The sequence below is a fragment of the Leptospira bourretii genome, assembly GCF_004770145.1.
Lineage (GTDB): Bacteria > Spirochaetota > Leptospiria > Leptospirales > Leptospiraceae > Leptospira_A > Leptospira_A bourretii.
Genome location: NZ_RQFW01000018.1, coordinates 233,303 through 247,505 on the forward strand (window position 1 = coordinate 233,303; position 14,203 = coordinate 247,505).

The window sequence follows — 14,203 nt, forward strand, 5'->3', positions numbered from 1 at the left end:
AAAAAATAATGGATCTGATTAGTTTGGCAATCTTATATTCCTCTTTCTCCTATTCGAAAGTTTGGACACTCTATACGGTAATGATTTCTTTTTCCATCTGCACTGAGATACATACCTTCGTGAACTAAGCGGTATTCACCAGATTTGGTTTCAGCACCAGTTTCCCAAAGTAATTCTAAACTTTCTTCATTTTTACCCCAAAGGCCCTTTTTTTGATAAATAAATTTTGTATCAAAGTCTGCGTCGGAACGAATCGGCTTCCAAGTAACACCATCAAGAGCCTCAACCCACAAATAGGAAGAAATTTTTGGATATCCAACATTGGGATGTGCAGAGGCCACTCGACAAGAGACCGCATCTCCTTTTTGATACGTCTCTGCGTTTGGTTGGATGATATTTTGAGGTTTATTTGAAACCACATCAGCAGAAGGAATTTTTAAAGGATGAACTCGATCAGACAAATCCAAAGGCATAAGCGTCGTAGCAGGTGCTTGCGTACCAGTTTTCAATTCCAATGACATTTTATGAAACTCTTGTCTTAGAGCATTTAAACTTTGTGGTCCATGTAAGGTATGACCACCTTCATAGTTTTGTGTAGAATATTCTTCCGGTGTTGTGATGTATCCCGAAAAATCATTTGTTAATCCAGACAATACAATTTCGGAAGCCCCTTCTTTTAGTACAGACTGCACTTCTTTTTTTAATCTTCGACTCGACATTGTTGTGACTTCATGTGGTAACACCAAAATCGATAAATTTCCAATAGTTGCAAGTCCATAAGGCAAAATTTGCGGAAGACTCGGAATGGGTTTTGTCTCCCCCATAGGGAACAGAACAGCTTTCGGATTTTGGCATTCTCTCAACTCTTGAGAAGGTGACTGCAACATGAACCTTGCAATCCAATCAATGTAGAATCGACGATTTTGGTTTGTCATACCTTCGTGGAACAACCAATGCCCTCCTCCTTCTTCAGTAGAACCAGCAGCAAATGAATATCCATAGGCAGAAGGACATGTGATTTCTGTTTTACCAGTCCCAGAAAATTCGCTACTAACAGGATGTTTGCTCATATCAATAAACCGTTGCGTGAATGAAATGCCACCTGACAATCGTTTGCCTTCTGATTTTAAAATCTCTTGGCTTGCTAAAAATTGTCTTTTCCCTATGATAAAACTACTGTCATACATGTCCTTTCCTGGACCGGTGTTATCTAAATTAAGATTGGGTGAAACATCACCTTCGTTTGCTTGAGCAAAAATCGCAACAAAATCGTTTATACCCTGTTTTTTGGCTTCTGACTCTGCCAATAAAGATGCAATCCCTTTGTTATCTGAAGAAATAAGACGATTGTCAAAAGTAATGTTGGTTGGATGTACACCATACCAATTTACGAATCCAATTGGAACTCCCGATATAGATACTGTTAGTTGGAGCATTTCTCGATCAATATTATCTGAGAAAGTTTTTCTTTCCAATTCTGGGTTGGCTAGATATGCAGAAAGACTCCGGTTAACACCCGCTTCCTTCACCATAGCTTTGCCGACGATCAATTCTGCAGGTTTTAATTTTTGATAAGCCTCTTTAATTGATTCAAAAATTCCATCTCTAAGAACCGCATAAGATTCTGAATAAAATTCTTTTGAATAAAAAGAAACTTCAGAATAGTGAAAATGTCCCGCTGGACCACTATGTGTATGTGATGCATTGATTAACACATTCCCATAGTTAAACGAAGGATCTAGTTCCAGTTGAAGCCTTTTGACAACATCTCTTTGAATTTCAAAAGGAATTCCTCCTACCTCAGCAGTCACATAAGCCAATAGTTTTTTGGAACTTTGGTCTCGAATGACTAGGGAACGCGCATACTGCCTTGTATGAATCCCAAGTCCAGTTTGGTCTTCTCTAGCATAACCCCAAAACATAACACCAACAGACGGTCCCGTGATGTCTTTTTTTGCCATCGCGGCTGAATAGACAGGTTTCTCTTCAGAATGGAGAGAAAGTGTGAAACAAAAGAGAACAATAAGTGAAATTCGAAACTGCATCTTTCAGATTGTAATTGTTTAGCCTGAAATGTCAATCCCGAACAATTGTCGACTAATTCTAAATTCAGATCATACAGGAAGGAGTCATTTCTCAAAAAACTCACCATTTTGATTAAAAAAAAGGCAAAAGGAAATCAAAACGGAAAGGTAAGTCACTGAAGAAAGTAAGGACGTATCCAAAGAAATTCGAGAACCTGGAAAATACCGAACTTTAAAGGATTTACTTTTGTATACTTTACTCCAAACAAAATTAGGAAGATTTCGCATTTTGGCTTTTTTGGAAGGCCTTTCATTTCTCACGATTCTCTTTGTGACCATGCCCCTCAAGTATCTGTATCAAAAACCAGAACCGAATAAGATCGTGGGTCTTGTCCACGGATTATTATTCCTTCTGTATTTGGTGGAACTGTTCCAAGTCAAAGTGGAATTAGGTTGGAAACTGAAAAAAACTTTTTTAGCTGCCCTTGCCTCCGTTCTTCCATTTGGAACTTTTGTAGCTGAACGTTATTTATATTTGAAAGATGATTCGAAAGAATCAAAATAAAAAGGATCAGGAAAATATTTATTTTTTTCTAAGCACTGATTGGTGGAAATAGATCAACTTGTAAATTTGTGTTGAGCCACTTTCGTTTTACACAACAAATGGGGACTTTGACAGTCAATTAAACTTCTAGACAATCACCAAAACCCTAGAGAGTTCCTTGCGAATTCCTCTAGGGTTTTTTCTATAGGATCATGAAAGCCTTCCGCCTCCTTTTCCTTTTGGTTATTTTTAACATTAGTTTGAATGCCCAAACAACCAAGGTGGCAAAAAAGCAAAACCCTACCAAAAAGGAAGTCCTTCCCGAAATTGAAAAACCTGTTATAGAGCCAAAAGATCAGTACCAAATTCGACTCATCATGGAAAATGATGCCTTTGGAGCATTTTCTGACCGTTATTATACCAATGGATCTCGATTAGAATTTCATATGACTGCGGGAGAATCCAATCCTACCAGAAGAATATTAGGATACTGGAATGATTTATTTATTACCCCATCTCAAACCACAAAACATCTGCAAGGATTTGCATTAGGACAAGAGTTTTATACACCAACTAATATCACAAAGGCGGATGTATCCTATGGAGACAGGCCTTATTCAAGCCGGGCCTACTTTAGTAATTCTTTAACAACTGCAACAGAAGACACAAGTATCACAACAGAACTAGAAGTGGGAATGATAGGACCATCTGTAGGTGGCAAGTCAGCCCAAATGAATTTTCATAACTTAATTGGTTCGCCAACACCGCAAGGTTGGGATACACAAATTCCAAACTCATATTCAGGTGCATTACGAACTGATGTAAGAAAATTTCATCATCGTTTTTTTGGCACACAATACAATTTGAATCTTGGGAATATCCAAACAGATGCATCATTTGGACTTATCTTTCGATTTGGAAATGTTGATAAAACACCTGGCCCTGGTAGTTCGGCCTTACAACCTGGTCCTCCCATTCTCCATGAAGATGGGAAAGGATATTGGTATTTTTATATTAATCCCGGAGGAACATTTCAATTTTATAATGCGACCATCCAAGGTCAAATGGGAACAGACAAAACTTACAAAGCACAAAATAGACAATCAGCGTTTAGCAATTGGGATAACTATTTAAATAATCCAACGGCAGAAACGGGCGAAAGAGAAATTCTGTACAGAGCCCTTGCAGAAGATAATGGTAGAAACTCGTTACAAAGATATATTTTGTTTAACGAATTTTTAGTAAAAGGGACAACCAACCCCTATGATATTGGACTCAACTATCTAATTTTTAATAATATTTTTAACGGTGCAGAAGATATAGAAAGAGGGATGAGATTATTTTTATTAAAAAATCTTTCAGACCAATGGGACCAAATACCAGATAACGCTCGTGCTCTGGCAATTTATTCCATCTTTAGACCGGACGGAGGGAAACTACCACCCATCGTTAGGCTGTATTCCTATGAAATTTTATCTCAATTCATTTTGGATCCAAAACAAAGAGAAGTCTTATTACAACTGTTACGTGAAGAAATTGAGTATAGAGATGATAAAACCTATGTAGCTGATTTAAAACGTGCTGTTGGTTTTGTTCGTGCTGGATTTGTTTCCGTATCCAATGCTGGTTTTTTATTTGGAATTCATTACAACTACCAAACAATCGATTTCCAATCTGGAAAAGGGTTGCCCCAACAGCACCAATGGCTGGGATTTCAATTAGGAAAAGTATTCTAATCTTTTGTAATTAGAATCACTATCAAAGAAATTTGAACTAGTGTCAAAATTTTGGTCGCCAATACAGGTGGCTTTCGTTGACACTATGCGATCATGAACAATCACAATTTAGGTGGACGGCTCTGGTTTGTACTCATTCTGTTCGGTCTCGTCGGACAGATCGCTTGGTCTGTTGAGAATATGTACTTTAATCTTTTTATATATAACACCATCGCAAAAAATACGGCTTCCGTGACTTTGATGGTCCAACTGAGTGGAATTGTTGCTACCTTCACAACCTTAATCGCAGGAATCTTAACCGATAAAGCAGGGAATCGAAAGAATTTTATCTCTTTTGGTTATCTTCTTTGGGGTTTACTTACACTTTCCTTTGCATTCATCTCAAAAGAAAATACTGCCGAATGGTTTCATCTATCAGACACAAACCAAATCATAAGTCTTACCATTGCAATTGTGATTACTTTAGATTGTATCATGACAGCATTTGGTTCTACTGCCAACGACGCTGCCTTTAATGCCTACGTTACCGATAACACGGAAAATGCGAGAAGTCTTGCGGAAGGTGTTCTATCAGCAATGCCACTGCTTGCAATGTTGATTGTGGCTGGTGGTTTTGGAATCATTGTAAATGCACTTGGATATCCCGGACTCTTTGTTGCGGTAGGAACCATGATGTCGGTTTCCGGACTGATTGGAATTTGGTTAATCAAAGACAACCCAGATCTCAAAAAACAAAACACAAATTTTTTATCTGACCTCGCTTACGGATTTAAATTGGATGTAATCAAACAGAATCAAAGTTTGTATTTATATTTTTTAGCAATGGGAATCTACGGAATTGCAAGTCAAGTTTATATGCCTTATCTTATCATTTATATGCAAGAGTATTTAAAATTTGATGCCATCCAATATTCTATCGTTCTTGCAGGAGTGATTCTTGGAGCTAGTATCATCACAGTTTTACTTGGAAAACAATTCGATGGAAAAAATAAAAACAAATTACTGATATACTTTTCGATTCTTTATATTTTTGGAATGCTTTCTTTATACACAATGTCAAAAACCATTGATCTGAACTTAAAAACAGAAGTTATGTGGTTAACTGGAACAACAAGTCTCATTTTAATCACAGGATTTGTTCAGGTTTTGGCTCTTTTGGGAGCACAGATTCGAGATTACACACCTCAGGAAAATACAGGGAAGTTGCAAGGGATTCGAATGATATTCTTTGTCTTAATTCCAATGTATATTGGTCCAATGATTGGACAAACAATCAACGAGAGAACTAATCTTACTTACATTGATCCTGTCAATGGTGCCACAGCTCATGTGCCTGCTCCAGAAATCTTTTTAGTTGGTGCTATTTTTTGTTTGTTAATCTTCATTCCGCTCTCTTTACTTTTTAAAGGTAACCTTTCAAAATGAAAAAAATTTCTCATACAGAATACCCTCGCCCGCAACTTGAACGAGATAGTTATATTAATTTAAATGGTGAATGGGATCTAACGCATATAAAATCTGACTATAAATCTCAAATCGATTATAAAATCAATGTCCCCTTTTCTCCTGAGTCAATCGCAAGTGGTATCGGAAGTTTTATTCTGCAACCTAATGAAGAGCTAGTATATAAAAAAGAATTCGAGATTCCTTCTGACTTTGTCCAAGATATCACATTACTTCACTTTGGTGCTGTCGATTATTCATGTATTTGTTTTATTAATGGAAAAGAAGTAGGTTCACATAAAGGTGGATTTTTACCATTCCAATTTGATATTAGCAATTGGATTCAAATTGGTAAAAACGAAATCCAACTCATGGTCAAAGATCCAACAGACTTTGGACCACAATCACGTGGAAAACAAAAACTAAAACGCGGAGGAATCTGGTATACACCTCAATCAGGGATTTGGCAAACCGTTTGGCTGGAAAGTGTCTCCAAAGATTACATAAAAGACATTAAGATCACACCAAATATTGATACAAAGACTGTCGAAATCATTGTAACAACAGATAACAATGATGTGAAAATTCAAATTATTGATGGGAACCAGGTCATTGGGGAATCGCCACTAAAAACTGCCAATATAGAAATTCCCAATATGGAACTTTGGTCACCAGAAAATCCAAAACTTTATGAAGTTTTAATTAAATCATCTACTGATACAGTAAAATCATATTTTGGAATGAGAAAATTTTCAATCGGCTTTGATGGTAAGTTCAAAAGATTATTTTTAAACAATAAACCATATTTCCATAATGGACTTTTAGACCAGGGGTATTGGTCTGAAGGACTTTTGACACCGCCTAACGATGAAGCAATGGAAAAAGAAATCAAACTGATGAAAGAAATGGGTTTTAATATGTTAAGAAAACATATTAAAATTGAGCCATTACGTTGGTATTACCATTGTGACCGATTGGGAGTTCTTGTTTGGCAGGATTTTGTTTGTGGCGGTGGTGCGTATGAAACCTGGAAAGTTGCTTACCTACCTTTTATTGGCTGGAAAACCAAAGACACAAAGTACAAATTTTTAAATAGAACCGATGAAGCAGGAAGAAAAGAATTCATATCCGAAATTGACCAAACTGTACATTTATTAAAAAATACAGTCAGTTTATCTGTTTGGGTTTTGTTCAATGAAGGTTGGGGACAATTTGATAGCATACAACTCACTGAGAAATTAAAAAAACTAGATGATACAAGAACTATCGACAGTGTCAGCGGTTGGTATGACCAAGGCCAAGAAAGTAGTGACTTAAAAAGTTTACACTTATATTACCAAAAGTTAAAAGTTCCTAAAAAAGAAAAAAGAGTCATTGTGCTTAGTGAATTTGGTGGATACTCATTAAAAACAGAAGGCCATGTATTCGATGAAAATAAACTTTTCGGATATAAAATCTTACCTGATAAACAAAGTTTGGAATTAGAATATAAAAAGTTAATTGAATCCGAACTAATCCCTCTGATCGACCAAGGATTAAGTGCATCAATTTATACCCAAGTGAGCGATGTCGAAGAAGAAATAAACGGAATCGTTACATACGATAGAAAAGTAATTAAGTTTGATATTGAATTTATGAAAAACTTAAATGCAAAACTTGTATACAAATAGGACATTTCAGTGAATTTTTTGATCAGTCATCCTCTGTTAACTTTTTTCTTTTTTAGTTTAATTGTATTTTTATTCTACTATTTTTGGGAAGTGGTGGAAACACCTGTTCTCAGATTTAGTGAATCCGATTTTTTGCTTCGCGTAATTGACCAATCTCCTCACCTAACAAATAAGTATTACCCGACAATCTGGTGTTTTAATCAACACTTAATGTTACTTCTTCTGATGTTTCGAGAATATCGTCCAAAAAAGTTTGATTATGATCGATTGGAACAATTAAAAATGAAAGACGGGGGAATCACCGGTCTTGCTTGGTCAGGGTTAACTAATAAAACGAAAAATGATACAAATCCGATCATCGTAGTTTTCCATACGATAAGCGGAGATGAACAAGATGTAAAATCCACTGTCAAATACTTACGGGAACGTTACAATTGGATTGTAGTAGTCTGCATTCGCAGAGGCCATGGGAACCTACCTCTCAAAACACCAAAGATTAATACAATGGGATCCACCTCCGACCTAAAAGAACAACTATGCCATATCCAAAAAAAATATCCAGACAAACAAATATTTGGTGTTGGAATTTCAGCTGGGTCTGGTTTACTCGCTCGTTATTTAGGCGAAGCGGGTGCAAAAAGCCAATTTAAAGCTGCTGTTGCGGTCTCTCCAGCCTATGATATAGAAAAAGCATTTCATCGAGTTCATCCTGTATATAGCAAAATAATGGGACAACGATTGATTAACTATTTTCTGAAAACACATTATGAAAGTTTATCAAAACTTAAAGGAATTGATGAATTATTAAAAATCAAAACCATCGGTGAGTTTCAAGACAGGTTGCACACTGTTTCAGGATTCAAAAATAAGGAAAAATACTATTACCATTCCAATCCAGTGTTAGTTGCAAAAAACATAAAAACTCCATTGCTTGTCCTAAACTCGGCAGACGATCCCATTTGTGTGAATCAAAACGTATTGGAAAACTTACATTGGTTAGAAACTCTTCCCAATACAATTCATTTACATACCAAACGTGGTAGTCATATTGCATATTTCCAAGGACTTAAAGCAAATTCTTGGTCGGATATGGTCATTGGTGAATACTTTGCAGCAGTTCTAAACGCAGACACCTCAAAACAAAAAACAACAAAGAAAAAGAAACGAACTTAAGTTAGCTGAGTTTTGATCGATATTTTTGTGGCGATAGACCAAATTCATTTTGAAAGAGTTTATGAAAGGAAGACTTTGAATTAAACCCCGAAGCATAGATCACACTCAAGATTGTCATCTGCGGTTCCTCTAATAGAAGTCTTGCTGATTCCTGCAAACGATACCCGTTTACGAAATTACGAAAAGTACAACCAAGTTTCGAGTTTAAAATTTCGGAAAGTTGGTGGGTATGAATCCCCAACCGTTTTGCTAAAACTGCCAAACTAAGGTCTTCATTTAAATATAACTTTTCAGAACTCATCAGCTCTTCCAGTTGTTGCAGAACCAAAGCGGTATCAACTCCTTTGATGCGGCTTTCTTGATAACGAGCCAATCGAGTTTCTCTCTTAAAATTAGGAATAAACTCTTTATGGTTTATTTTTAATAATAAAACATAGGCCAAAAGAAAAGTAAGTCCAGCACATGCGATAAAAAATATCTCCATAAAAAAAAGCTGCGCAATGACAAATAAAGTAACAACTAACATGGAATAACCCATAAAATAAAGAAAAGGCAAAAAAGATGAATCGATTGTACCATTTAAATCAAACTTCCAACGAAATATTCGGATCATTATGGTAAGTGTATATCCAAAGATTGATAAAACTCCTAAACCCAGAAGCACAACAATTGAAGTATGATCGACGTAAGTAGGATCATGAACCGGTGAATCCATATGTGACCATAAAGAGAGTTTGGACCCAACTACAAATAGATAAATGAAACTAAAAAGACTGGGTAAAAAATGGTACCATCGGATTTTTTTAAAGCCACCACCACTCATATCTTCAAAAAAAATATAACTAAGAGGTCCGATGAGTAGAAGGCAAGGAATATGAATTCCAAAAAGAACTGAAAATATACGAACCTGATTTGCGAATTCTCCATAAATATGAAATTGTAAAATGGTAAGCGAAAAAAAAAGAAACGAAGGTGCATACCGATAAAGAAAACGATTCTCGGATTGAATTAATATTGGGTGATGATGATCTTTTAAAAACTGATTTTTTTTTGTATCCAAACTTTTTTCTTTTGATTCAATCCAGTGTGAGATTGCAAGCAAGCAGGAGATGATGGCACCTGCAAATGGAATCAGATTCATATCTCTATGAAGAATACAAATTTTCTTTCTGTCTATTTTTTTAAAGAATGTTTCTTCTTTTTTAGTCCGTCTGTATCCGGATGGACGACTAAAAAATCAAGAGATGTAATACTTAAGGAATGAAAACAAAAAACATTCCCTCAACAAATCACCTCCTAACCAAAATTTTATTCCTGTGTATCTTCATCTTGATGAGTTTACCATTTGGAATGGGATCATCTCATTTATTTGGGCAAACACCAACAAAAAGTTACTTAGAGAAGATTCAGGTAAAAAAAACTCATCAAAAACCAGTCATTGCCATCATTGGCGAAAATCAATATACAGAACTGACGGACTTTATCATTCCCTATGGGGTGTTCAAACGGGCAGAAATAGCAGATGTTTTTGCCATTGCACCTAACAAAGGACGTATGGATATGTTCCCAACACTTTCAATTGAAATTACTACTTCTATAGCCGATTTTGATACTTTGTATCCCGAAGGTGCTGATCTAGTAATTGTTCCAGCCATACACAATTCTAACAATAAAACAATTATCCATTGGATCCAAAATCAGAATAAACAAGGTGCAACCATCGTTGGAATTTGTGATGGCGTTTGGACATTGGCCCATGCTGGTTTATTAAAAGATAAACAAGCGACAGGACATTGGTATTCTTTACCTGATCTATCAAAATCATTCAAAGATACGATATGGACAAAAAATAAAAGATATCTACAAGACCAAGATATCATTACCACAGCAGGTGTGACAGCTTCTCTTCCCATTGCATTAGCGATTGTCGAATCAATTGCAGGATTCAAAAAAGCAAAAGACATTGCGACTGAATTAGGAGTTTCCCATTGGGACTCTTCCCACAACAGCGATGTTTTTCATTTTGGATGGGATGAATATGCAACTGCGGCAAAAAACCTAACATTTGTTTGGAGTCACGAAACCATCGGGATTCCTATCTACCAAGGGACCGATGAAATTTCGGTTGCTCTTGTTGCTGATGCGTATTCTCGCACTTACAAGTCCAAAGCCTTGGTTGTGACAAGTACCAATCAGCCGATCTTAACAAAATCAGGAATCCAGTTCGTTTCTGAAACTAACGATGAAGATCAAAAGCAAATGCAACTTAGTAAAAAAATTACAAACGAAATCAAACCGATCGACCACTTGAAAAATACATTGTTAGAGATTGAATATAGATATGGGAGAAAAACATTGCGGTTTGTCACAAAACAATTGGAGTATCCCAAGCAGTAGTTTTCCATTATGTCCCGTGCGAGAAGTGAAACAGAGAAAACTAAAATCAAAATTTCCTTCAATAGAGTTTTAGGCTAGCATCTCCTTTGCGAAGTTGAAAATTGGAATTAGAAAAATTATGCATTCAAAACTTAAAACCTATTTCCTTCTTTCTTTTTTGGCTTTCGGATTGCTTTTGCTTTTCAGTTTCGCCATAGTTTTGCAGATTCAAAATGCATTACCTCAAAACGTAACAACGACAATTGGGACTTTATTGACGGTTCTACTAATCCTTAGTATTGTCTTTGGATTTTTTTTAAGTTCTTGGTTTGAAAAGATTTTTGGAAAATTAGAAATGGCTTTTAAAGAGGTGGGACTCGGGAACTTACAAACCCGACTTATTTTCAAGAAGAATGATTTACTCGCAGAATTCTATTTGAACTTCCATAGAATGTTACAAGCGCAAGAAGAACTCATCCAACATATTAAAACTTCTGCTGATACATTATCTTCAGACTCTCAAGAAATGAAACTAGTCACTTTGGACTTTGCATCCAACTTACAATCTCAATCAGCAGCGACAGAAGAGGTATCAGCATCTATAGAAGAAATTTCTGGTGTTGCTGTGTCCATCTCAAATATTGCAGAAAATAATTCACAAAGTATGAACAATCTAACTTCAGAGGTAGATCGACTATCGGTAGCCATCGATCAAACAGGGGAACATGTAGAAGGCACTCTTGATTCCATCAAAAATATTATTGATCGTGCTGAGGCAGGAAAAAATACACTGCGGACAATGAACGAAGCTATGGACAATTTGTCCCAAAGTTCACTTGAAATTTCAAAAACAGTCGATGTCATTTCAAAAATCAGCGAACAAGTCAATATGCTTGCACTCAATGCATCAATTGAAGCTGCGCGTGCTGGCGATGCAGGTAGAGGGTTTGCTGTTGTTGCAGAAGAAGTTTCAAAACTTGCAGAAAGAACAGCTAGTGCTGTGAAAGGAATCGACTCTCTAATGAAAAAAAATCAAAATGATGTTTCGTTAGGAAGAGAAAGAATTGAAAAAACAACAATGGAAATCCAAGAGATCATTGGAAATATTGATTCTATCTCAGAAAAAATTACAGAAGTTCACTCTGCAGTGAATACACAGAAAGAATTAAAAAACAAACTTTTACAAGAAGCTACTTTCGTAAAAGAAAGATCAGAAGAAATTAAAGAAGCAGTCATTGAACACAAAACAGCCACAAACGAAGTGATGGCTTCGGTCTCGTCCATTAGTCAGTCGTCCTTTAGTAATTCGGAAAGTAGCGACCTACTTGCAGAAAAAATTACCGCCATTGCCAATACAGCTGATAAACTGATCTCTATGGTGGATCTTTTTAAAACCAATGTAGTTTCCGATGAATCATCGATTTCAGAAAGAGATGAATCCACACATAAACTCCAATTCCGTTCGGACATCGGAAGTATTTATTATGTAAAAGAAAAAGATCTATTAGAAGTTGTTTGGACACCAAATTTTAGCGAAGATAAATACATAGAGATTTTAAACGAAGCTTTGAATATTATACATAAATATAACATTCGCAAATGGCTAGCGGACACTAGAAGGATGGGTCTTGTCACTCGGACTGCGCAGGAATGGGTGAATGTCAACTGGTTCCCTAAAGCAAGTAATTCAAGCCTAAGAAAAATGGCTGTTGTGGTTCCCAACTCGGCTTTGGCCGCCATTTCCATCGATGACCAAACTCTTAAAACAGGAAACGTTGAATTAAAATCTGTTCCAAGTTTGGAATCAGGAATTGCTTGGCTAAATAACTAAACAATGTAGAAAACACACCCCTTGTTTTTATCATGGAACAAGGGGTATATCTTTACTTATCTCTTTCTAACACAAAAAAGAAAGGTTGTTTCATTCCTTTATAATCCATACAACCAAACAAAGTATCCTGATTTACCTTTTTAAATACATCATGAATCGGTAAATTATCATAGATCATTGCAGCTGTCAGTTGTCCGCGAAACTCAATTCGCCTGACACGCGCCTTTGATTTTGAGGTTTGAAATAAAAAACGAACCATCAAAAACAAATATTTCAAAGGCCATAAGCGAGTTGATGGAACTAACGTTGCTAGTCTCACGGGCATTAGCGATGGATTCACTTTGAATAGGGTTTTTCCAAAGGATTGAAATACAAGTGGGTGAACATTATCAGCATCAACAAACTCTTTTCCATACCAATTAAAGGTCTCCAAAGCTCCATCCATTGTATGAGCAGTGTGAAAACCTGACCCATGCCACCTACCGATTGTATCTTCTATAGAAACTGATTGTAATGCATCAAATAACGCAAACGAATCACTAGTCGAATTGTTCTTTTTACTGCGCATTTCATTGAATTTTTTTTCAAGAGTATTCATAACTATTTTTTTACCTAAGACTATCTTTTAAATATGAGACTCCTAGGAAATAGATATACTGATCCAAATTTCTATTTTTCAGTTTTCAATTAAGAACAGATTGCATTCGGTTTCGTTCTTCGGTGATTTTACTGATGGCTTCTTCTATTTTTTTTTGAAACAAAATGGGACTCGACAACGTCAATGGATTTCCATTAGAAGAAGTCAATCCAAGAGACCTAGCAGTCATTGTGGCAAGATAAACCCGAAAGAGTTCACCATTTTTTTCGTTGATGAACCACATAGATGCCACTCTCGAATTCTTTGCAAAGTCACCTTCAAACAAACGGAAATTGTTGTATTCAGCTAAGGAAACAATTCGGTTGACCTCATCAATCAATATGGTTACTTCTAATTGTAAGTCTTTACGTTCGCCAATGTCCTTTGATTTCGCAATGGAGGACAACCTTTGTGCAATCAAAAGCATCGTATCTAAATACACAATTGCCTTCCGAATCAGAAATGTTTGTTTTTGAAAAGTAGTCCGTGTTGGTTGGAGTTCATACAATTTTTCTAATCTTTCGGAACTTAAAGAAAAGAACTTTAACCTAGAATCGATGGCACTAACATCTGTTCGTTTCAAAACAAAATGTTCGAAAAAATTTGCACTCGTATTGGTTCGAAGTATAATTTCTTTTTTGTTTTGATTTAAAGATGAATCACGAAAAACCCAATCTGTTATTTCTTTTCGAAGGGCATGAATTTGTTTTTGAATGATCGTTTCTCTTTCTGAATCAGCAGATTGAATAGGGTTCTTTGACAATTTCAT

The 14,203-nt window shown here is 36.0% G+C and carries 11 protein-coding genes; 7 read left to right on the forward strand and 4 right to left on the reverse strand.

The annotated features are described in order from the left end of the window. Positions 1–32: 32 nt before the first annotated feature. A complete protein-coding gene (locus EHQ47_RS13115; protein ID WP_135749561.1) occupies positions 33–2,045 on the reverse strand; it encodes a neutral/alkaline non-lysosomal ceramidase N-terminal domain-containing protein in 2,013 nt (670 codons plus the stop codon). A gap of 226 nt (positions 2,046–2,271) precedes the next feature. On the opposite strand from EHQ47_RS13115, the gene EHQ47_RS13120 reads away from it, so the two are divergent. The 5 genes from EHQ47_RS13120 (at position 2,272) to EHQ47_RS13140 (ending at position 8,590) form a co-directional block, all read left to right on the forward strand. Continuing rightward, on the forward strand, positions 2,272–2,589 hold the full coding sequence (locus EHQ47_RS13120; RefSeq protein ID WP_135749560.1) for a DUF3817 domain-containing protein: 318 nt from the start codon (positions 2,272–2,274) through the stop codon (positions 2,587–2,589). A 191-nt stretch (positions 2,590–2,780) separates the two neighbouring features. Beyond that, positions 2,781–4,304, forward strand: a complete 1,524-nt coding sequence (locus tag EHQ47_RS13125) for a lipid A deacylase LpxR family protein (RefSeq protein ID WP_135777324.1) — start codon at positions 2,781–2,783, stop codon at positions 4,302–4,304. A 93-nt stretch (positions 4,305–4,397) separates the two neighbouring features. After that, a complete protein-coding gene (locus EHQ47_RS13130) occupies positions 4,398–5,729 on the forward strand; it encodes an MFS transporter (RefSeq protein WP_135749558.1) in 1,332 nt (443 codons plus the stop codon). Further along, a complete protein-coding gene (locus tag EHQ47_RS13135; RefSeq protein ID WP_135750052.1) occupies positions 5,726–7,417 on the forward strand; it encodes a glycoside hydrolase family 2 protein in 1,692 nt (563 codons plus the stop codon). Before EHQ47_RS13130 ends, EHQ47_RS13135 begins: the two co-directional genes overlap by 4 nt. A gap of 9 nt (positions 7,418–7,426) precedes the next feature. Next, the gene (locus EHQ47_RS13140) at positions 7,427–8,590 is read left to right on the forward strand and encodes a YheT family hydrolase (protein ID WP_208727441.1); all 1,164 of its coding nucleotides are present in this window, start codon (positions 7,427–7,429) and stop codon (positions 8,588–8,590) included. A gap of 1 nt (position 8,591) precedes the next feature. On the opposite strand, the gene EHQ47_RS13145 is transcribed toward EHQ47_RS13140, so the two are convergent. Then, a complete protein-coding gene (locus tag EHQ47_RS13145) occupies positions 8,592–9,731 on the reverse strand; it encodes an AraC family transcriptional regulator (protein WP_135747515.1) in 1,140 nt (379 codons plus the stop codon). Between the two features lie 209 nt (positions 9,732–9,940). Here EHQ47_RS13145 and EHQ47_RS13150 point away from each other — a divergent pair, with 209 nt between their 5' ends. Both EHQ47_RS13150 and EHQ47_RS13155 read left to right on the forward strand, forming a co-directional pair. Next, entirely contained in the window at positions 9,941–10,987 is a 1,047-nt protein-coding gene (locus EHQ47_RS13150) for a DJ-1/PfpI family protein (protein ID WP_135747538.1), read from the forward strand. 118 nt (positions 10,988–11,105) lie between these two features. Beyond that, positions 11,106–12,797, forward strand: coding sequence for a methyl-accepting chemotaxis protein (locus tag EHQ47_RS13155; protein WP_135777325.1), 1,692 nt, complete (start codon positions 11,106–11,108; stop codon positions 12,795–12,797). Positions 12,798–12,849: 52 nt separating this feature from the next. Here EHQ47_RS13155 and EHQ47_RS13160 read toward each other — a convergent pair whose 3' ends face one another. Together EHQ47_RS13160 and EHQ47_RS13165 are read right to left on the reverse strand one after the other, a co-directional pair. Beyond that, the gene (locus EHQ47_RS13160; protein ID WP_135747517.1) at positions 12,850–13,395 is read right to left on the reverse strand and encodes a DUF4334 domain-containing protein; all 546 of its coding nucleotides are present in this window, start codon (positions 13,393–13,395) and stop codon (positions 12,850–12,852) included. A gap of 85 nt (positions 13,396–13,480) precedes the next feature. Further along, positions 13,481–14,203, reverse strand: a complete 723-nt coding sequence (locus tag EHQ47_RS13165) for a flagellar filament core protein flaB2 domain protein (RefSeq protein WP_135777326.1) — start codon at positions 14,201–14,203, stop codon at positions 13,481–13,483.